Origin of the sequence: Parafilimonas sp. (assembly GCF_047606085.1) — a bacterium.
Classification (GTDB): domain Bacteria; phylum Bacteroidota; class Bacteroidia; order Chitinophagales; family Chitinophagaceae; genus Parafilimonas.
In genome coordinates this window covers 1-18,821 of record NZ_JASGEX010000170.1, presented here as the reverse complement: position 1 = coordinate 18,821, position 18,821 = coordinate 1, and the positions used below count along the sequence as shown (strand labels likewise).

Genomic DNA, 18,821 nt, shown 5'->3' with positions numbered 1-18,821 from the left:
TGCTTTAGCACGGTTATAGATGAATTTCGATAGAGGTGAGTGCCAGCGGCACAGCCTGCCCCGACTATTCGGGGATGCATAATGAATCGAGCCGATGGCTCTCAACAACATTTTGGTGGTTTCAAACGGGTTGAAACCCGTTTTTACAATATTTTTTCGAGGCTACACCTCTTTTTATACATTTAAAATTTTAATACGCCCAATTCGATATAAGGTTTAATGAAGAAATTTACAAGCAGGAAATCCCGGAGGGATTGAATTTTAATAGCCCCGAATAAAATTCGGGGAAAATAAGGCAGGTTTATACCTGAACCCCCGGCAGAGGTTCAACGAAACGATGCCGGTTTAGTACCGGTGTTGCCTGAGACTGGCTCAGTCTCAAAAGACTGAGCCAGTCTGTATCAAATATTGAAAATTTATTCCATTACGAAAGTTTCCAGGAATTTGGTAGTAAAATTGCCCTGGCGGAAGTCTTCATTCTTCATAAGCTGAAGATGGAAAGGGATGGTTGTTTTTACACCGTCAATCACATATTCGCTTAAAGCGCGGTACATGGTATCAATGGCTTCTTCGCGGGTGCGCGCAACGGTAATGAGCTTGCCGATCATAGAATCATAATACGGCGGTATTACATAGCCTGCATACACATGGCTGTCCACCCGCACCCCATGGCCGCCCGGTGTGTTCAGCACATTTATCCTGCCCGGCGAAGGGCGGAAATCGTTATACGGGTCTTCTGCGTTTATGCGGCACTCAATGGCATGCATTTGCGGCAAATGGTTTTCGCCGGATATCTTTTCGCCCATGGCGATCTTTATCTGTTCTTTAATAAGATCAAAGTTGATCACCTCTTCCGTAACGCAATGTTCCACCTGTATGCGGGTATTCATTTCCATGAAATAGAAATTGCGGTGCTTGTCAACCAGAAATTCTATGGTGCCTACACTTTCATAATTAATGGCGGATGCGGCTTTAATGGCAGCGGCGCCCATTTTTTCACGCAGATCGGGCGTCATAAACGGGGAGGGCGATTCTTCCACTAATTTCTGGTGCCTGCGCTGTATGCTGCAATCACGCTCGCTTAAATGGCAAACGGTACCATATTGATCGCCGGCCACCTGTATCTCTATATGGCGCGGCTCTTCCACAAACTTCTCCATATAAATGCCATCATTCTTAAATGAGGCGGCAGCTTCCGCTTTGGCTGTATTGTAAGCACGTTCCAGCTCGCTCTCATTCCACACTACGCGCATACCTTTACCGCCGCCGCCGGCTGTTGCTTTTAAGATAATGGGATAACCAATATCTTTCGCAAGCGATTTGGCTTCATCCAGATTCTTCAATAAACCTTCGCCGCCGGGTACAACAGGCACGCCTGCTTTTATCATGGTTTCTTTGGCGGTTATCTTATCGCCCATGGCATTTATCATGGCGGGCGTGGGCCCTATGAATTTAATACCATGATCGCCGCATATCTGCGCAAACTTTGAATTTTCTGCCAGAAAACCATAACCCGGATGAATGCCATCAGCATTCGTAATTTCGGATGCAGCTATTATATGCGGGATATTAAGGTAAGAATCGCCGCTTTGCGGCTTGCCTATGCACACCGCTTCATCCGCAAAGCGCACATGCAGGCTGTCTTTATCAGCCGTAGAATAAACCGCCACGGTTTTAATGCCCATTTCCCTGCAGGTTCTTATAACACGTAAGGCAATTTCGCCGCGGTTGGCTATGAGAATTTTTTTAAACACGTTTCTGATTTGAAAATTTGAAAATGTAATAATTTGAAAATGATAACTACAACCTGAAAATCTGAAGATTCAGATTTTCAAATTGCCATTATCTTCAAATTATGGCTCTACAAGAAATAAAGGCTGATCGTATTCAACGGGACTGGCGTCTTCCACAAGAATTTTGGCAACCCTGCCGCTTATTTCACTTTCAATTTCATTGAAAAGCTTCATGGCTTCTATAATGCAAACAACTTTGCCCGGTGCAATTTCATCTCCCACTTCAACAAAATTGGGTTTATCGGGAGATGGCCTTTTATAAAAAGTACCGATCATCGGGCTTTTTATGGTGATAAGATTATCGGCCTTTTGCGCAGCCGTTTCAGAGGGTGTGGTTGATACGGCTGCCGGAAGCGTGGGCTGCAGTGCCGCCTGCGGCTGATATACCGGAACCTGTACCGGCACCTGCTGTATTTCAGCCTGGTAAACCTTATCTCTTTTTTGTTTAATCAATATTTTAAAATCTTTTTCTTCAATGCTTAACTCCCCTATGTTGCTTTTATTGATAAGCTTAATAAGTTCCTGAACCTGTTTATAATCCATAAATTGAATTTTGGGGTTATTTATATGATTTTACTGAAAAAGGGCAGCAAAATAGGGCAAAGATTGAAGAAAACAACCAAATTTGAATAAAAATAAGGTGATTTCTGAAAATATATTTACTTCCAAATTTTGCAAGGTTATAATTAGGAAGAAAAAATTATACCTGGCACAGCTATGCAGGTATGCGTATATCATTAACGGGCATCTTCTGATACTTTTAATTCCTAACTGCATATAAGTTATCTTACCCATATCAGCATCTGGGATAGCCATTTTGTTTTTCGGTAAACAAAGGGGCTAAGTAGCAAACAAGGGGCTGTAATGTTTAGTAGTGAAGATTTTGAGTATCCGCTGCCTGCCGGTTTTGATCCACTTTGCCGGCAGGGTTACAAAGTGCAGGATAAAGTTTTTTAAACGCATTTCGGGTTTTACAAATTGGAGCTTTTCAGCATAAGCCCTCTTTACGGTATTGAACAAGAGATAAGCTACGGGCATGGCATACAGGTAAACAGTATTCATCTCCATATTATCAAAAGGCAGCTTATTCCAATTAAAGTCATAATCAAATTCTTTAAAGTGATGTTCACCATCCCGTCCTCTCTGGTTGTAGATCCGGATACATTCAAGAGGTGTGTGTTCCTTACCGGAGGTAACAACCGCATAGTGATGATTTTAGGGGCTGTATCTATAACAGCGCCTTATGCATGTTCATTTTCTTCCAAATGCGTTACACCGCCGGAGATAACAAACTTCATGGCTTCGGCACCGTTCATATTATTAACCGGTTTTATTTTTTCTTTCGGCACAAAATAAACCACGCCGGTAAGCGCGTATGATAAAGGCACATATACCGCTACATGCGCTTCCAGGCCAAATTGCGAAACATCGTGCTGCGTGATAAAACCAATGCGCCAGGTATCGGCAGCGTCAACACTTACCAATACGGGTTTATCAAACTTTTTGCGGTTGCCGCCAAAAGCTTCCAGGAAGTCTTTCACGGCGGAATAAATGTATTTTATACCAGGCGTTTGCTCCAGCACCTTATTTAAAAAGCTCAAAATCTTTGAAACAAAGAAGGAGGTGGATATAAACCCGATAATGGTTACAATTATTACCACCATTAAAAAGCCAAGGCCGGGAATGGTGCGCAGCGATCCATCCGGCGCTGTCATCCATTTGGGGAATAAGGCAAATAAAATATCAGGCAGGAAATTGTCAACCAGGTTAAACAGCCATACCACTACATATATGGTAATGGCAATAGGCGCAATGACAATAATACCCTGGAAAAAATATTGAAGAATGTTTCTGAAACTGAATTTTCCGGACGAATTTTCCATACCGCAAAATTCCGCTCAAAACAGGTAAAGTTTGCCGTTCGGCAAAAAATAATAAAAATTTCTTCATGGAAACTTTGGTTACAAAAATAGTTTCCATAGTTTTGGCCGGTTTTAATGTTATGGGCATAAAGGAAAGAATTCAGGAAAAAGCCGAAGAGCTTTTTTTCAGGTACGGTATCCGAAGCGTTACAATGGATGAAATAGCCGGCCAGCTTGGCATTTCAAAGAAAACGATTTACCAGTTTTATTCTGATAAAGACTCACTGGTAAAAGATATATTTACAGGTATTACAGATGAGAATAAAAAGAAATGCATTCAGTTTAAGGATAATTCTGAAAACGCCGTTCATGAGCAGTTTCTTGCAGCCGATTCAGCACAGGAAATTTTCAACAACCTGAATGCCTCGGTGCTGTTTGACCTTAACCGCTTTCACCCGGATACGTTTGCAGAATTTGAAAAGTTTAAAAAACAGTTTCTTTTCAACTGTATTAAAGACAACCTGGAGCGCGGTATAAAGGAAGGCCTCTTCAGGAAAGATGTGGATGTGAACATCATTACCTGGCTAAGGCTTGAAATGATCTCCGGCATTTTTCATAACGAAGAAGTGGTAAGCGGCAAAACAAAACTGCATCATTTTGAAGATGTGATGCAGGATTTTTTTCTCCATGGTGTCTGCACCGAAAAAGGGTTGGCTTTAATATCAAAATACAAACACCAACGTCAAAAAAAATCAGCATGAAGGTATTGAAAAGCACGTTGCTTTCTGGGTTAATATTCATTTCGGCAAAGGCAGTTTCGCAAGAGCCTGCAGTGCATGCCTTTTCTATAAAGGATTGCATTGATTACGCCATGAAAAATAATGTGCAGGTTAAAAATGCGCTGCTGGATATACAGGTGCAGCAGCAGGATAACCGTGTAACCACCGCCCAGGCCCTGCCCTCGCTTAATGGCAGCGCCGGCTTTACCGACTACCTTAAAATTCCCACCCAGCTTTTGCCGGGCGAATTTTTTGGCCAGCCTGCCGGCACGTATGTTCCTGTGCAATTTGGCACGAAATACAACGCATCCGGCTCCGTTACGCTGCAGCAAACTTTGTTTGACGGGCAGGTTTTCATAGGCTTAAAAGCACGCAAAACTTCCATTGATTACCGCCGGAAAAGCCTGGCCGTAACGCAGGACATGATAAAACAAAACATCTACAAAATATACTACCAGCTTGTAGTAAGCAAAACACAAATTCAGCAGATAGACGCCAACATCAACCGATCAAAAGACCTGCTGCGCGTGAATGCCGCCCTGCAAAAAAACGGCTTTGGGGAGCAGATTGAAGTGGACAGAACTTCTGTGCAGCTTGCTAATTTTCAAACAAACAGGCTTTCTGTAGAAAGCACCATCAGCAATGGCTATTACGGGCTGAAATTTTTACTGGGCATGCCGGTAAAAGACTCCCTGGTTTTAACGGATACCTTATCTGAAGACCAGTTAAAGCAGGGACTGCTGAATGAAGGCGCTTACACCTATGAAAGCCGCAGCGATTACCAGGTGCTGCAATCTACCGTGAAGCTGCAGGAGTTTAATGTGAAACGTTATAAAATGGCTTTTATACCCACATTAAGCTTAACGGGCAATTTCTTAAGGCAGGGCCAGAGCACGGAGTTTAATATTTTCAGCAAAGGGCAATGGTTTAATTCTTCTTACGCAGCGGTTAACTTATCTGTTCCGCTCTTTAACGGGTTTTCAAAAGATGCCAATATTAAAAAGGCAAAGTTTCAATTGGAACAGGCGCAGAACCAGCTTGCGGATCTCAAAAATTCAATTGACAACAGCGCTATACAGGCAACCAATAATTTTCATACAGCCATCAGCACGCTTGACGACCAGCAACGCAATGTTGAGCTGGCAGAACGTGTATATGCCCAATCGCAGAAAAGATACGAATCCGGCCTGGGCACTTTGCTCGATATAACCAATGCGCAGGCTGATCTTAGCATTGCCCAAAGCAATTACATCAACGCTATGTATGATGCGGTAATAGCAAAAATTGATTACCTGTATGCAACGGGCCAACTTCAATAATTCAATCAAACTAAGTTTATGCATATAGTAAAACATATAACAGTCGCAACTGCTTTAATGGCGCTCGCCTCCTGTGGCAGCGAAAAAACAGGAAACACCCTTGCTGATAAAAAGGCAAGGCTGGAGCAACTGAAAAAGCAACAGGAAGATATTAATAAACAGGTGGCCAGCCTGCAGGCTGAAATTATAAAGCTCGACCCTTCTGCCAATCCGGAAAAGGCAAAACTGGTTGCCATAAAAAAATTGTCAACCGAAGATTTTCAGCACTATATAAACCTGCAGGGCAAAATTGATGCAGAGAACATTGCTTATGTTACCCCGCGCAACCAGGGCGGCCAGGTAAAAGCAGTTTACGTAAAACAGGGCGATGTTGTAAGGAAAGGCCAGTTGCTGCTTAAATTAGATGATGCTGTGCTGAAAACGCAGTTAAACAATGCAGAAACACAGTTGAAATACGCCCAGGATATTTACCAGCGCAGGAGCAATTTATGGAAAGAAAATATTGGTACGGAAGTAGAGCTTACCACGGCCAAAAACAATGTTGACCAGGCGCAGCACCAGGTTGACCTGATGAAAGAACAACTGGGTTATACAAATGTATATGCTGAAATGAATGGCATTGCCGAAGAGGTTACGATAAGGGTGGGCGAAACATTTACCGGAAATCCCGCCACGGGCAGCTACATAAAGCTCGTAAACACCGGCGATCTTAAAGCAACAGCCCAGGTGCCCGACAATTACCTGGAAAAAGTAAAAACCGGCAGCACCGTAAAGATCATCCTGCCCGACATTAACGATACCATCATATCAAAAATTTCAGTAGCCGGCAAGGTGATTGACCCAAATAACCGCACCTTCCAGATTGAAGCGAGACTGCCTTCCAACGCCAGTTTCAAACCCAACCAACTGGCATTTGTAAGGATAATGGATTATGCAGCCAGCAATACATTTACGGTGCCGGTAAACACCTTACAAACAGACGAACAGGGCAAATATGTACTGGTGGCTGTAAATGAGAACGGCAAAATGTATGCGCGTAAAAAGCATGTGGAAGTGGGGCAGTTGTACGAAGACCAGCTTGAAGTAAAATCGGGCCTTGCTGTGGGCGATATGCTTATTACAGACGGCTTTCAGAATTTATACGATGGCCAGCTGATAACAATTTCAGCCAGCTAAGCCCAGATTAACATGCGGTGAAAAATCACTCACCCAAAAAATTAAACTGAATGTATGAGCTTAATTAATACCAGCGAAAAGTTTAAACAATTTTTTGTTACCTCATGGGCGGTTACCAATAAAACGGCGGTCTATCTGCTTATATTGATCGTTACATTGTGGGGTGTTACAAAATTCATTACCACGCCAAAGGAACAGTTTCCTGATATTGTTATACCCACTATTTATGTTCAAACCATTTATGTAGGCAATTCGCCCAAAGACATTGAGAACCTGGTTACAAGGCCTATTGAAAAACAGATAAAAAGCATAACCGGCGCCAAGATCAATAAAATAACAAGCACCTCGCAGCAGGATTATTCTGCCATTGTGGTGGAATTTGATACGGAAGTAAAAACAGATGTGGCATTGCAGAAAGTAAAGGATGCAATGGATAAAGCCAAGCAGGATCTGCCCACCGATCTTACGCAGCAGCCAACAGCGCTGGAAGTAAACATATCAGACCAGCCCATTATGTATGTAAACGTTAGCGGCAATTATGATGTGCAGCGTTTAAAAAAATATGCGGAAGACCTGCAGGATGAACTGGAAAACCTTCCGGTATTGAACAGGGTGGATATTGTGGGCGCGCCGGAAAGGGAATTTCAGATTAATGTTGACCGCAACCGCATGCAGGCCGCAGGCGTAACATTCGACCAGATAGCCAATGCTGTATCGTATGAAAACCATGATATAACAGGCGGCCTGCTGCAGGTAGGCAATATGAAGCGCACGCTGCAGATACGCGGCCAGTTTAAAACAGCCTTCGATATTGAAAAAGTGGTTGTTACGAACACGTATGGCCACCCGGTTTACCTGAAAGATATTGCCACCATAAAAGACACTTTAAAAACGAGTGAAAGCTATGCGCGGCTCGATGGCAAAAATGTAATTACGCTGAACATTATAAAGCGGGCCGGCGAAAACCTTATTGAAACATCCCAAGCAGTTAAGGCTGCGGTAGCTGAAATGAAGGCCACAGATTTTCCCAAAGACCTGAATGTGGTAATTACCGGCGACCTAAGCAAGAAAACAGAAACCTCTTTTAACGACCTGGTAAACTCCATCGTAATAGGTTTTGTGCTGGTGCTTATCATCCTCATGTTCTTTATGGGCGTGGTAAATGCATTCTTTGTTGCATTGAGCGTGCCGCTCAGCATGTTCGTGGCTTTCGTGTTTTTGCCGTTTGCCGATATTATCATCGGCGGGCATGTAACGCTCAATTTCATTGTATTGTTTGCCTTGCTGTTTGGCCTCGGCATTATTGTGGATGATGCCATTGTTGTTATTGAGAACACGCACAGGATATTTACCCAGAGCAAGGGAAAATTATCATCCACCCTATCGGCTAAAATGGCGGCGGGTGAAGTATTCATACCAGTACTGGCCGGAACGCTTACCACGCTGGCGCCGTTCTTCCCGCTATTGTTCTGGCCGGGCATCATTGGCAAGTTCATGGTGTATTTGCCCGCGATGCTCATATTTACCCTGGCCGCATCCTTAATTGTTGCGTTCTTAATGAACCCGGTTTTCGCGGTTGATTTCATGAACCATGAAGACAATGAAAACAAAGCGCCTAAGTCTGCCATTTTCAGAAATAAAATTTTTTGGGTATTTGTCATATTAGGTGTTTTACTTAATACAATTGGATTTATTTTCCAATCCCATACCGTAGGCAATGTTACTTTTTCTGCATCTGTTAGTGTTGGCCCGGTAAGTGCCGGCCCGGATAACACCTATATTTATTTCTTCATCGGAAACATTGCTTTATTTATGGCATTGCTTATGGTGCTGAACAAATATCTTTTTGATGGCTGGATACACGCCTTCCAGAACAGGGCCTTGCCCTGGATAATGAATCATTATGAAAACCTGTTGCGCTGGGCGCTAAACGGCAGAACGCCGGTGGCATTATTACTGGGAACATTTGGTTTGCTCATCGTTTCTTTTGTTGTGTTTTCCATGTCGGTAAGCAGCGGAAGAATACAGGTAGAGTTCTTTCCCGGCGGAGCCCCCAACCAGATATATGTTTATCTTAAGCTGCCGGTTGGCACCGATGTTGAATACACCGATTCTGTAACCAGGGTGCTTGAAAAGAAAGTATATCATGTGCTGGGCATGGAAAATGGCAAAAAGAACCCGGTGGTGGAAAGCGTAATAAGCAATGTGGCCATTGGTGCCAACGATCCCACCAGCGGCGATCAGAGCACACACCCGGAACGGGGCAGGATACAGGTTTCTTTTGTTGAATTTGGCGAAAGAAACGGCATTGCAACAGCGCCGTATCTCGATTCTATCCGTGCGCAGATTAAAGGTATTCCCGGCGCACAGATAAGCGTTGACAAGGAACAGAATGGCCCGCCCACTGATCCTCCGGTAAACATAGAAATTGCAAGCGATGATTTTGACGACCTCATTAAAACATCGGTTGCCTTAAAGAATTATCTTGACTCCATACAGCCGCCCGGCGTTGAGGAATTAAAAATGGATGTTGACCTCACCAATCCGGAAATATCGCTCACCATTGATCGGGAAAAAGCCAATGCAGAAGGGCTGTCCACCGCGCAAATCGGCAATGAAATAAGAACGGCTGTATTTGGAAAAGAAGTATCTAAAGTAAAAGAAGGCAAGGATGAATATAAAATACAGTTGCGGGATAAAGAGATGGATAAGGCAAGCCTTGTTGACCTGCTGAATATGACCATTACTTTCCGCAGCGCCACAGGCCTGGTAAAAACATTGCCCATCAGCTCTTTTGTAAACGTTGACTATACCACCACCCTGGGCAGTGTGAAACGCAAGAAATATAAACGCGTAATTACCTTAACATCAAACCTGCTTTCCGGTTATACCGCCACCACCGTAAACCAGCAACTGGCCGGTTATATAAAACAGTTTAAACAAAAGCCCGACGCGGTTTCTATATCCCAAACAGGCGAAAGCGAACAGCAGGCAGAAACCGTATCCTTCCTCGGGCAGGCTTTGCTAATTGCCTTAATGCTGATATTATTGATTCTTGTGCTGCAGTTTAATTCAATAAGTAAACCCATTATTATTCTTACAGAAATATTGTTTAGCGTAATTGGCGTACTGTTGGGTTTCAGCATGACGGGCATGACGGTAAGCTCGGTAATGACCGGCCTCGGCATTGTTGGCCTGGCCGGTATTGTGGTAAAGAATGGCATTCTTGTAATTGAATTTGCAGATGAGCTGCGGGCGCGCGGCCTGAAAACGCATGAAGCTGTGGTACAGGCCGGCAAAACGCGTATTATCCCCGTATTGCTTACCGCCATGGCGGCGATACTGGCGTTAATCCCGCTGGCTATTGGTTTCAACATCAACTTCATTACTTTATTCTCTGAGCTTAACCCGCATATTTACCTGGGTGGCGATAATGCCGTGTTCTGGAAACCGCTTTCATGGACCATCATCTTCGGCCTTGCCTTTGCATTCTTTATGACGCTGGTTATTGTGCCGAGCATGTATTTAATTGCAGAAAGGTTAAGGCGCCCGATGCGCAGGATGTATGGCGGCAAATGGATAAGCTTTATGGGCATTCCGCCACTTACTTTCTTATTTATTCCCCTGGTAATTATAACGACCATTGTACAAAGAAGAAAAGTGGCCCGCAGGAGAAAAAGAGTTGATCCGGAAACTACAAATAAGGCCTTTGTCGGTAGCTGGTTTTAATGTATTTTCACCGAAAGTTTTAAACGTTTACCACTACTTTAAAACTTTCGAAGCCCGCTCCTTTAACCGGGGCGGTTTTTTTATTTTCCGCCAGACCGCTACCGCGGGCCGGCTGGATTTTCGACCCGCTGTATTCATTTCAGTTCAAGATTAAACCTGGCTGCGACGGCATTTAAATCATTCACCACACTTTCAACAACCGGGATACCGTCCTTCATTCTTATTGCTTCTATTTCCCGCTCGGGATCGCCGGGCACCAACACCTTTTCATGGCCTTCGGCCGGTTTCGCATTCCTGAAACGCCGCAGCCAGTTATCTATGTGTTGTTTAAATTCATCCGCTGTGCGGAAAGCGTCAATACGCATGGCGCCAAAAAAATGGCCAAGGCCGCTGCCGGGCATATTCTCCGGCATGGGCACATAGGCAGGAAAAGGCGGCGCCCATGGCCCGTAACTGGCGCCACTTAATACGGCGGAAAAAATATCAACTATGCTTCCCAGTGCATAGCCTTTATGCGAACCATGTTCCCGGTCGCTGCCAAGCGGCAATAAGGCGCCGCCATTCTTTAGCTCACTGGCATTGGCTGAAGAGTTTCCTTCCTTTGTCTGCACCCAGCCCAAAGGCGCTTCGGCATTCTTTCTTTGCAGTATTTCAAGCTTGCCATTGGCAGCCGTTGTGGTAGCCATGTCGGCAATAAAAGGCTCTTCCCTGCCCGCAGGAATGGCCACTGCAATGGGGTTGGTACCCAGCATTCTTTCTATACTGAATGTGGGTGCAACCAGCGCGCTGGCATTGGTCATGGCAATGCCGATCATATCATGTGGCAAAGCCATCATGGCATGATAGCCGGCAATACCAAAATGATTGCTGTTGCAAACGCTTACCCAGCCTGTTCCAACCTTATCCGCTTTATCAATTGCGATCTGCATGGCGTGCGGCGCCACTACCAGGCCAAGACCCGCATCGCCATCCACTACAGCGGTGGATGGCGTTTCATGTTTTATATAAATATGGGGATGGCTGTTTATCCTGCCGGCTTCCCATAAGCGCACATAGCCGGAAAGCCGCGCCACGCCATGGCTGTCTATGCCCCGCACATCAGCAGCCAGCAAGGCTTTTGTGGCAGTGATTGCGTCTGCATGGTTGCAGCCGATATGTTTAAAAACGGAATACGTAAAGCTGTACAGAGACTGATAACTATAGATTGTATCCATGCTGCAAAGTAAGGCTGGGCTTAATGAATAATGGTTAAATAAATTTTAAGGTGTACTGAAGAAGCAATAGAAAGCCCGTCTTTTAATCACAGGCTGCTGAATTTTTTGCGTACTGCTTCCATTTGTCTTTTTTTCACGTAACGGGATAAAACTTTTTACACCGGTTATTTCGACTTCGCTCAATAATAAAAGTCTTCGGCTCCGCTCAGACTTTTCATAAAAACATATAACTAACCAAATACGCGCTTCAATTTTATAGCTGTTTATAAATTGCTTTTTACCTTTAAGCAAATCACATTACATGAAGCGACACATTTCCCTGCTTATTATTTTTTTCATACCAGTATCAGTCTTCAGTCAGCAGACACAGAAACCACCGTTGCATGGAAAAAACTGGATGGCCATTACGGGCAAGCCGCTGGCGGCAGAAGCCGGCGCTATGATTTTTCAACAAGGTGGCAATGCGGTGGACGCGGCCTGCGCCATGATCGCTGCGACATGCACTATGTGGGATGTGCTAAGCTGGGGCGGCGAAACACAGGCGCTCATTTATAATCCCAACACGAAAAAAGTTATTGCCATCAATGCATTGGGTATGGCCCCAACAGGCGCTACGGTTGATTTTTTCAAAAGCAAGGGCATGGCTTTCCCGCCGGAATACGGCCCGCTGGCGGCAGTAACGCCGGGCACGCCGGGCGGTATTTGTTATATGCTGGCAGCGTACGGAACGATGAGCCTGAAACAGGTGCTGGCGCCCGCCATGCAACTGGCCGCAGGTTATCCCATAGAAGCACAGACAGCCAACAGTATGGAACGTGGCAAGAAAATGATAAAGCAATGGCCGTATAGCAAAGCCGTTTTTTTACCGCATGAAGGGCAGCAGCGGGAAGCGCCGGAGCCGGGTGAAATTTTTGTGCAGAAAGACCTGCTGGAAACATTAACCAAAATGGCAGATGCCGAACAGGAAGCCTTAAAAAATAAGAAGAGCCGTAAGGAAGCCATTTATGCCGCTTATGACCGTTTCTATAAAGGAGATATTGCAAAAGAATTTGTGCGTGGTGCCCGGGAGCAGGGCGGGTTGATAACCATGGAAGACCTGGCGAAATGGAAACCCATTGAAGAAGAGCCATTGCATGTAAACTATAAAGGCATTGAAGTATATAAGCTGCAGCAATGGACGCAAGGCCCTGCCATGTTACAAGCTTTAAACATATTGGAGAATCTTGATTTGAAAGGCATGGGCTATAATTCTGCCCGCTATATGAATACTTTATACCAAGCGATGAGCCTGGCTTTTGCCGACCGGGATTTTTACTATGGCGATCCATATTTTTCGCCTGATGAGCCAATGAAAGGCTTGCTGGATAAAGCCTATGCCAAACAAAGGGCGGCTTTAATAAACTTTGATAACAGCAATCCCGGTATTGGCCCCGGCGACCCCTACCCTTTTGAAGACAAAACCAATCCTTACCTAACTTTTCTGAAACAAAGAGGATTTACAATTGATTCAACCAATAAAATAATCCCCGGCGCTATTCCAAAACATGATGCAACACAAACCGATGCCAGGCAGCAAAAAGATGTTGTAAGCAATACAGGCATCCCTGATTCTGCCTATATGGATCGTTTATGGCGGGGCACTACTTCTGTGGAAGCTGCCGATAAAGATGGCTGGGTGGTTTCTGTTACGCCAAGCGGCGGCTGGCTGCCAGCCTGTATAGCGGGACATACCGGTGTGGGTATGAGCCAGCGCCTGCAAAGCTTTGTGTTAGACAGCGCTCTCGATCCGTTTAATGTAATTGAGCCCGGCAAAAGACCGCGTGTTACACTCACGCCAACACTGGCTATGAAAGATGGCAAACCGTTTATGGCGTTTGGGGTACAAGGCGGCGATACGCAGGACCAGAATTTATTGCAGTGTTTCTTAAATGTGGTTGAGTTTGGCATGACCATACAGGAAGCAGTTGAAGCCGCCAACATCAACAGCGACCAATTGTGGCTTTCATTAGGTGGCGAACAAATTAAAGACAGGCAACCGCACCCTGGCAGCATACTGGTGAATTCCGATACGCCGGATTATGTGCGAAGCGCTTTGCGTAAAATGGGTTATACAGTAACTGCTGGTGAACGCACAAGCGGGCCAATCAACGCCATTTATTTTGACTGGAAGCATGGCAGCTTCTGGGGCGGATCATCCAATAACGGGGAAGATTATGGTATTGGATGGTGAACCTTAATGATGCTTTATGCTTTTGCGCCTTTGTGGTTAAATTTTTTTGAACCACGAAGACACAAAGGCACGAAGATGTTTAGTGGCAGCTTATATCTTTTTCTTTATATCATCAATAATCCTATCCGCATGCACCCTTGAATTTTCGATAAAAAGTTTGTGCGTATCAAAGCCGCCGCAGACAACGCCGGCAAGATAAATGCCGCGCTGGTTGGTTTCCATGGTTTCGCCGTTGTATAAAGGGCATTGCTTTTCATCATCGGATAAAGTAATATGCAAATGCCTGAGCAAATTAAAATCGGGATGATAGCCGGTTAACGCCAGCACAAAATCATTTTCAATCGTAACCATTCCATCCCGGGTTTGTATATCAACCGTGCGTTCGTGAATGGCGGTTATGTTTGAATTAAAATAAGCCTTGATGCTGCCTTCTGCAATACGGTTTTCAATATCGGGCTTCACCCAGTATTTTACGCTCTTGCTTATAACGTCTTTTCTTATCACCATCGTTACTTCAGCGCCTTTGCGCCAGGTTTCCAAAGCTGCATCAACTGAAGAATTGCTGGCGCCCACAACAATCACTTTCTGAAAAGCATAATAATGCGGGTCATCATAATAGTGTTTTACTTTAGGCAGGTGCTCCCCCGGCACATGCAGCAACTGCGGAATATCGTAAAAGCCTGTGGCCACAATTATATTAGTGCTTATATAATTTGTTTTGTTTGTTTTTATTTCATACATCGTATCATCAACACGATGGACTGATTCCACTTTTTCAAAAAGATGAATATTGAGCTGCTTATCCTTCGCAACACGCCTGTAATATTCCAGCGCTTCAGCACGCTTTGGCTTTGGCAGCAGGCTCATGAATGGAACGCCGCCAATTTCCAGCCTTTCAGAAGTAGAGAAAAAAGTCATGTTCACAGGATAATTGTATAAACTGTTTACCAAACAACCTTTCTCAACTATGATATATTTAAGATTTGCTTTTTGCGCTGCTATGCCACATGCCAAACCAATAGGGCCGCCGCCAATTATAAAAACATCGTACCTGCTCATGGCTGCAAAACTAAAGTTTAAAAGTTCACAAGTTCCAGTGTTCACAGGTTAGTTTTGTTTATATAAAACAATGCTTAATCTATGCCCTGGCCATAGTTATCATTTATATGTAATGGAACAATTACAAACACAATTATAATTGTTTTGCAAACCAGTTTTATAATTCTGAAACTTGTGATGAATAAATATTTTGCTATCATAAAAGAATATAAAGTTTAAAAAGTTCGCCTGTTCACAAGTTCACGAGTTAAATAACTACCTGCATGCCTGAACATAAAAAACCTGTGAACCCGTGAACATGTGAACTATAATTCTTACATAAAATTTTCATCCGCACTCGGGCCATAGCTTCCGGGGATTGGAATGTTCAATAATCTTAAATAAACACCCAGTTGCGCCCGGTGATGTATCTGCTGGCTTAGCGCCATTCTTATCACATCAATCTTTGAATCGGTGCTGAATATTTTTGCGCCGCTTCTTAAAGTCCATGGCCCGCCTAATAGTTTTTCTGCTTCAGGCGTTAATGCAGCAAGGCCATCGTTATAACTTTTTTCAAAAGCTTCCATTAAATCTTTGGTGGTATTAACAACCGGGTTTGGATAAGGCTTTTCAAAGTCGAGCTCATTTGTTTTAATAACAAGAGAAACCCAGGACGGAAGGTCTGCCAGGTGTTCTGTAAGCTGCTTCATGCTCATGCTTTTTTCATGCGGCTTATAATCCCATTTACCTTCCGGAACGCGTGAAAGCATTTTGCGTGTGGTGGCGCCTTCTTCAGCAAACTGTTGTTTAAAAAATTCGATGAATGTCATAGTTATTTGTTTTAATACCCAAAATAACTACCGGATTATGACAGCCCTATGTCAGCAGCACTCGGCCTTGTTCAAATTTTTTTAAAATAGCTCCTGCATATTCAAAACCCTGCGGGTTTGTTCTAACCGGTTTTGTGATTTTTACCTGTTATCAATGCCATAAATTAAATTGACCATATTCTATAAAACACATTATATAAGAATTATATTCTGATATAATAAAATATTTCAGAATTATATTCTGATATAATAAAATATTTCAGAATTATATTCTGATTACAATTACATTTACAGGAAATATAAAATAAAATGGATGTAGTGCTTGATGATACGGATATTAAGATACTTAGCCTCATTCAGGGCAATGCCCGCATTTCGAATGCCGACCTTGCCCGTGAGGTAAATATGGCCCCATCGGCCGTATTGGAAAGGGTGAAAAAGCTGGAACAGAAAAAAGTTATTATACAATACAATGCGGTAATTAACCCCGCAGCCGTGCAGCAAAAATTACTGGCTTTTATCTTCATAAAATCCAAAGAAGGATTTACCTGTTCAACAGATATGGCTAAAAAACTGGCAGCCATTCCCGAAGTGCAGGAAGTGCATCATATTGCCGGCGAAGATTGTTTTCTTGTAAAAGTGCGCACAGCAGATTCGGCAGGGCTGATGCAGCTGATGCGCAACAAGCTGCAGAAAATACCAAACATCCTGTCCACAAAAACCACCATTGTGCTGGAAACGGCAAAAGAAGATCACCAGCTTGTAATACCGAAAAAAAATGAAACAGCATAACCGCCGATGAGCAATTATATTAACTAACCGGAAGAAGCATTTGTTATGAGCGCAACCATCAAAAAAGAAGCATCCACATTAATGGTAATTATTGCCTTTGCCACGGTTTACCTGGTATGGGGCTCTACCTATTTTTTTATTCAGAAAGCCGTGCATGATATTCCGCCATTTATTATGGGCGGCATTCGTTTTTTAATGGCAGGCCTTTTATTAATGGCCTGGCGCAGCTATAAAAAAGAAAAACTCTGGAATATTCAACAGGTTAAGGCTGCAGCCATAAGCGGTGTTTTATTACTGTTTATTGGCAATGGCGCCGTTATATGGGCCGAACAAAACCTTGCCAGTTCCCTTGTTGCGATGCTGGTGTCTGCGGCGCCAATATGGTTTGTATTGCTTGATAAACCCAGGTGGCATGAAAACCTGCACAGCAGGGAAATTATCGTTGGTTTGATCGTTGGGTTTGCGGGTGTTATTTTGCTTTTCAGCGAGCGTGTATCTGCAGCGCTTTCTGCATCCGGCGGCATGATATAGGTAGCGGGCCTTGCCGTTTTGGTTATCGGCTCTATGTGCTGGGCCGGGGGCTCCTTGTATTCAAAATACAAAGGCAGCGGTTCTGTAACCGTAAATACAATGTGGCAATTAATTGCTGCGGGCATAGCTTTCTTTATTTTCAGTTTTATCACCAATGAATGGAAAGTTTTTCAATGGCAAGAGGTAAGCACGGGTGCGTGGTTATCTGTATTATACCTTATAACAATGGGATCATTGGCTGCATACAGCGCTTATGTTTGGTTACTGGGCGTAAGGCCGGCAACCCAGGTAAGCACGTATGCATATATAAACCCGGTTGTAGCTGTAATGCTGGGCGTATTGTTTGCCGGCGAACAGGTAAGCCTGCTGCAGCTTGCAGGTCTTGCTGTTATATTAGCCAGTGTATTGCTGATTAATCTTGCCAAACAAAAGAAAGAAAAAAGGAAACTGATACAGCAGCCTGCGGAAGTAAAAGCTGCATGATATTCATGAATAAACAACACTGCTCTGTACCCTTATTTTTCTTTACAGTTTTTTATAATGAAATATCAGAACAACAAAGGAATGCCCATTGCTGCCTGTATAAAAAGCAGCGTAGTAAAAAGAAAATAAGCGGCTGCAAAAAACTGAACACTACGCCTGGTTTTAGCTATAAAAAAGCCAAACAACGGCAATATCTGCAAGGCATGCATACCAACAAAATGAGCAATGCGTAAATCGCCATATCGTTTACTCCAGTTTATTACCGGCAGGCCTTCTCCCCCATCCGGCGCGCCAACGGTATGGGCAAGGTGCATGCCCATTATACCACCTTCAAAAGAAAAAATTACAAATAATATTATGCCCAGACGAATACTCCATATATAAGCATTTGAAACAGTAAATTTTTTCTGTTTGAAGAACAGGTAACCTATATAACCAGTCCATCGGCCAGCACAGAAATCGCAATGCCCATTAATATAAACAACAGCCTGTAAAATATGGTAGTAGTATTAAAATGAGAGAGCCTGCCATTGGCTGCCTGCCATGTGATTATCAGCAGTTCATAGGTCATTACCCACAACACCATTTTTGAAAATACTTTCACTTTTTGCTGTGCTATCAGGTAATGCATAATCCAGGCCATCGTCCAGCAATAAACAGCAACCGAAATAAAAAACTTAGCTGGTTTTATCCATGCGTTTATACCCAGTACAATGGTATCTGAAAATTGAGTCATCAATATGCATATAAACGCTCCTGTGAAAGAGAGAACACCATACCAATACAATAAGGCATTGCGTCTTTTTAGGTCTGCTAAAAACGCTTTCATTTTTACCTGTTTTAAAATGATCTAAAAGTTTCCGGGGAAGTAGTGTTTTATTTTTATAAATCTTAGAAGCTGTCTATATTTAATATTTTCAATCACCATTGCCATTTTTAAATAGAAAAAATTGGATGATTTCGCTGAATTTGATGTCAAAGCCAATAAAAAATAGCTGTTTTTGCTACTATACAAAATTCCTGAAATCATTTCTAGACAGCTTCT

At 43.5% G+C, this 18,821-nt stretch carries 18 protein-coding genes and 1 pseudogene; 8 read left to right on the top strand and 11 right to left on the bottom strand.

Annotation, left to right across the window (positions count from 1 at the left end; all coding sequences use genetic code 11):
* Positions 1-416: 416 nt before the first annotated feature.
* The 4 genes and pseudogenes from accC to QM629_RS14745 all read right to left on the bottom strand — a co-directional run bounded on the left by accC (position 417) and on the right by QM629_RS14745 (position 3,676).
* Positions 417-1,754 (bottom strand): acetyl-CoA carboxylase biotin carboxylase subunit, encoded by a 1,338-nt coding sequence (gene accC, locus QM629_RS14760; RefSeq protein ID WP_415160654.1) that lies wholly within the window; start codon positions 1,752-1,754, stop codon positions 417-419.
* A gap of 99 nt (positions 1,755-1,853) precedes the next feature.
* Positions 1,854-2,336, bottom strand: a complete 483-nt coding sequence (gene accB / locus QM629_RS14755) for an acetyl-CoA carboxylase biotin carboxyl carrier protein (RefSeq protein WP_415160653.1) — start codon at positions 2,334-2,336, stop codon at positions 1,854-1,856.
* A gap of 297 nt (positions 2,337-2,633) precedes the next feature.
* Positions 2,634-2,981 (bottom strand): annotated as a pseudogene (locus tag QM629_RS14750) (hypothetical protein); the annotation flags it as partial.
* Between the two features lie 53 nt (positions 2,982-3,034).
* Positions 3,035-3,676 carry a DUF502 domain-containing protein gene (locus QM629_RS14745; protein WP_415160652.1) on the bottom strand — a complete coding sequence of 214 codons (642 nt, stop codon included), beginning with the start codon at positions 3,674-3,676 and terminating at the stop codon, positions 3,035-3,037.
* A gap of 65 nt (positions 3,677-3,741) precedes the next feature.
* Between QM629_RS14745 and QM629_RS14740 the strand changes: the two genes are divergently transcribed.
* Genes QM629_RS14740 through QM629_RS14725 form a run of 4 tightly spaced genes read left to right on the top strand, consistent with a single transcriptional unit; the run spans position 3,742 to position 10,658 of the window.
* The gene (locus QM629_RS14740; protein ID WP_415160651.1) at positions 3,742-4,416 is read left to right on the top strand and encodes a TetR/AcrR family transcriptional regulator; all 675 of its coding nucleotides are present in this window, start codon (positions 3,742-3,744) and stop codon (positions 4,414-4,416) included.
* Positions 4,413-5,753: a TolC family protein gene (locus QM629_RS14735; RefSeq protein ID WP_415160650.1), complete on the top strand. Its 1,341-nt coding sequence runs from the start codon at positions 4,413-4,415 to the stop codon at positions 5,751-5,753. The genes QM629_RS14740 and QM629_RS14735 overlap by 4 nt, the downstream gene beginning before the upstream one ends.
* Positions 5,754-5,771: 18 nt before the next feature.
* Positions 5,772-6,929: an efflux RND transporter periplasmic adaptor subunit gene (locus tag QM629_RS14730; RefSeq protein ID WP_415160649.1), complete on the top strand. Its 1,158-nt coding sequence runs from the start codon at positions 5,772-5,774 to the stop codon at positions 6,927-6,929.
* Positions 6,930-6,983: 54 nt separating this feature from the next.
* The gene (locus QM629_RS14725; protein WP_415160648.1) at positions 6,984-10,658 is read left to right on the top strand and encodes an efflux RND transporter permease subunit; all 3,675 of its coding nucleotides are present in this window, start codon (positions 6,984-6,986) and stop codon (positions 10,656-10,658) included.
* A 134-nt stretch (positions 10,659-10,792) separates the two neighbouring features.
* Here the strand turns inward: QM629_RS14725 and QM629_RS14720 are convergent, their stop codons facing one another.
* Positions 10,793-11,872 carry an Ldh family oxidoreductase gene (locus QM629_RS14720; RefSeq protein WP_415160647.1) on the bottom strand — a complete coding sequence of 360 codons (1,080 nt, stop codon included), beginning with the start codon at positions 11,870-11,872 and terminating at the stop codon, positions 10,793-10,795.
* A gap of 301 nt (positions 11,873-12,173) precedes the next feature.
* On the opposite strand from QM629_RS14720, the gene QM629_RS14715 reads away from it, so the two are divergent.
* Positions 12,174-14,102, top strand: a complete 1,929-nt coding sequence (locus tag QM629_RS14715; RefSeq protein WP_415160646.1) for a gamma-glutamyltransferase family protein — start codon at positions 12,174-12,176, stop codon at positions 14,100-14,102.
* 90 nt (positions 14,103-14,192) lie between these two features.
* Here QM629_RS14715 and QM629_RS14710 read toward each other — a convergent pair whose 3' ends face one another.
* The 3 genes from QM629_RS14710 to QM629_RS14700 form a co-directional block, all read right to left on the bottom strand.
* On the bottom strand, positions 14,193-15,206 hold the full coding sequence (locus QM629_RS14710; RefSeq protein ID WP_415160645.1) for a YpdA family putative bacillithiol disulfide reductase: 1,014 nt from the start codon (positions 15,204-15,206) through the stop codon (positions 14,193-14,195).
* 29 nt (positions 15,207-15,235) lie between these two features.
* The gene (locus tag QM629_RS14705; protein WP_415160644.1) at positions 15,236-15,361 is read right to left on the bottom strand and encodes a hypothetical protein; all 126 of its coding nucleotides are present in this window, start codon (positions 15,359-15,361) and stop codon (positions 15,236-15,238) included.
* A gap of 114 nt (positions 15,362-15,475) precedes the next feature.
* Positions 15,476-15,970 (bottom strand): DinB family protein, encoded by a 495-nt coding sequence (locus QM629_RS14700; protein ID WP_415160643.1) that lies wholly within the window; start codon positions 15,968-15,970, stop codon positions 15,476-15,478.
* Positions 15,971-16,279: 309 nt separating this feature from the next.
* Between QM629_RS14700 and QM629_RS14695 the strand changes: the two genes are divergently transcribed.
* Genes QM629_RS14695 through QM629_RS14685 form a run of 3 tightly spaced genes read left to right on the top strand, consistent with a single transcriptional unit; the run spans position 16,280 to position 17,776 of the window.
* Complete coding sequence (locus QM629_RS14695) at positions 16,280-16,762, top strand: Lrp/AsnC family transcriptional regulator (RefSeq protein WP_415160642.1); 483 nt, start codon at positions 16,280-16,282, stop codon at positions 16,760-16,762.
* Positions 16,763-16,807: 45 nt separating this feature from the next.
* Positions 16,808-17,293, top strand: coding sequence for an EamA family transporter (locus tag QM629_RS14690; RefSeq protein WP_415160641.1), 486 nt, complete (start codon positions 16,808-16,810; stop codon positions 17,291-17,293).
* An 18-nt stretch (positions 17,294-17,311) separates the two neighbouring features.
* A complete protein-coding gene (locus QM629_RS14685; RefSeq protein ID WP_415160640.1) occupies positions 17,312-17,776 on the top strand; it encodes an EamA family transporter in 465 nt (154 codons plus the stop codon).
* Positions 17,777-17,841: 65 nt separating this feature from the next.
* Here the strand turns inward: QM629_RS14685 and QM629_RS14680 are convergent, their stop codons facing one another.
* The 3 genes from QM629_RS14680 to QM629_RS14670 form a co-directional block, all read right to left on the bottom strand.
* On the bottom strand, positions 17,842-18,096 hold the full coding sequence (locus tag QM629_RS14680; RefSeq protein ID WP_415160639.1) for a hypothetical protein: 255 nt from the start codon (positions 18,094-18,096) through the stop codon (positions 17,842-17,844).
* A gap of 107 nt (positions 18,097-18,203) precedes the next feature.
* Positions 18,204-18,605 carry a hypothetical protein gene (locus QM629_RS14675; RefSeq protein WP_415160638.1) on the bottom strand — a complete coding sequence of 134 codons (402 nt, stop codon included), beginning with the start codon at positions 18,603-18,605 and terminating at the stop codon, positions 18,204-18,206.
* A gap of 21 nt (positions 18,606-18,626) precedes the next feature.
* Positions 18,627-18,821: hypothetical protein (locus tag QM629_RS14670; RefSeq protein WP_415160637.1), on the bottom strand; the 195-nt coding region annotated here is incomplete at its 5' end.

What these genes read in the sequence shown, in the direction of transcription:
- QM629_RS14675 (WP_415160638.1), bottom strand. Translation starts at nt 18,605, where the DNA reads ATGAAAGCGTTTTTAGCAGACCTAAAAAGACGCAATGCCTTATTGTAT.
- QM629_RS14745 (WP_415160652.1), bottom strand. Translation starts at nt 3,676, where the DNA reads ATGGAAAATTCGTCCGGAAAATTCAGTTTCAGAAACATTCTTCAATAT.
- QM629_RS14680 (WP_415160639.1), bottom strand. Translation starts at nt 18,096, where the DNA reads ATGGGCATGCACCTTGCCCATACCGTTGGCGCGCCGGATGGGGGAGAA.
- QM629_RS14695 (WP_415160642.1), top strand. Translation starts at nt 16,280, where the DNA reads ATGGATGTAGTGCTTGATGATACGGATATTAAGATACTTAGCCTCATT.
- QM629_RS14705 (WP_415160644.1), bottom strand. Translation starts at nt 15,361, where the DNA reads ATGATAGCAAAATATTTATTCATCACAAGTTTCAGAATTATAAAACTG.
- QM629_RS14730 (WP_415160649.1), top strand. Translation starts at nt 5,772, where the DNA reads ATGCATATAGTAAAACATATAACAGTCGCAACTGCTTTAATGGCGCTC.
- QM629_RS14740 (WP_415160651.1), top strand. Translation starts at nt 3,742, where the DNA reads ATGGAAACTTTGGTTACAAAAATAGTTTCCATAGTTTTGGCCGGTTTT.
- QM629_RS14725 (WP_415160648.1), top strand. Translation starts at nt 6,984, where the DNA reads ATGAGCTTAATTAATACCAGCGAAAAGTTTAAACAATTTTTTGTTACC.
- accB (WP_415160653.1), bottom strand. Translation starts at nt 2,336, where the DNA reads ATGGATTATAAACAGGTTCAGGAACTTATTAAGCTTATCAATAAAAGC.
- QM629_RS14720 (WP_415160647.1), bottom strand. Translation starts at nt 11,872, where the DNA reads ATGGATACAATCTATAGTTATCAGTCTCTGTACAGCTTTACGTATTCC.
- QM629_RS14715 (WP_415160646.1), top strand. Translation starts at nt 12,174, where the DNA reads ATGAAGCGACACATTTCCCTGCTTATTATTTTTTTCATACCAGTATCA.
- QM629_RS14735 (WP_415160650.1), top strand. Translation starts at nt 4,413, where the DNA reads ATGAAGGTATTGAAAAGCACGTTGCTTTCTGGGTTAATATTCATTTCG.
- QM629_RS14700 (WP_415160643.1), bottom strand. Translation starts at nt 15,970, where the DNA reads ATGACATTCATCGAATTTTTTAAACAACAGTTTGCTGAAGAAGGCGCC.
- QM629_RS14690 (WP_415160641.1), top strand. Translation starts at nt 16,808, where the DNA reads ATGAGCGCAACCATCAAAAAAGAAGCATCCACATTAATGGTAATTATT.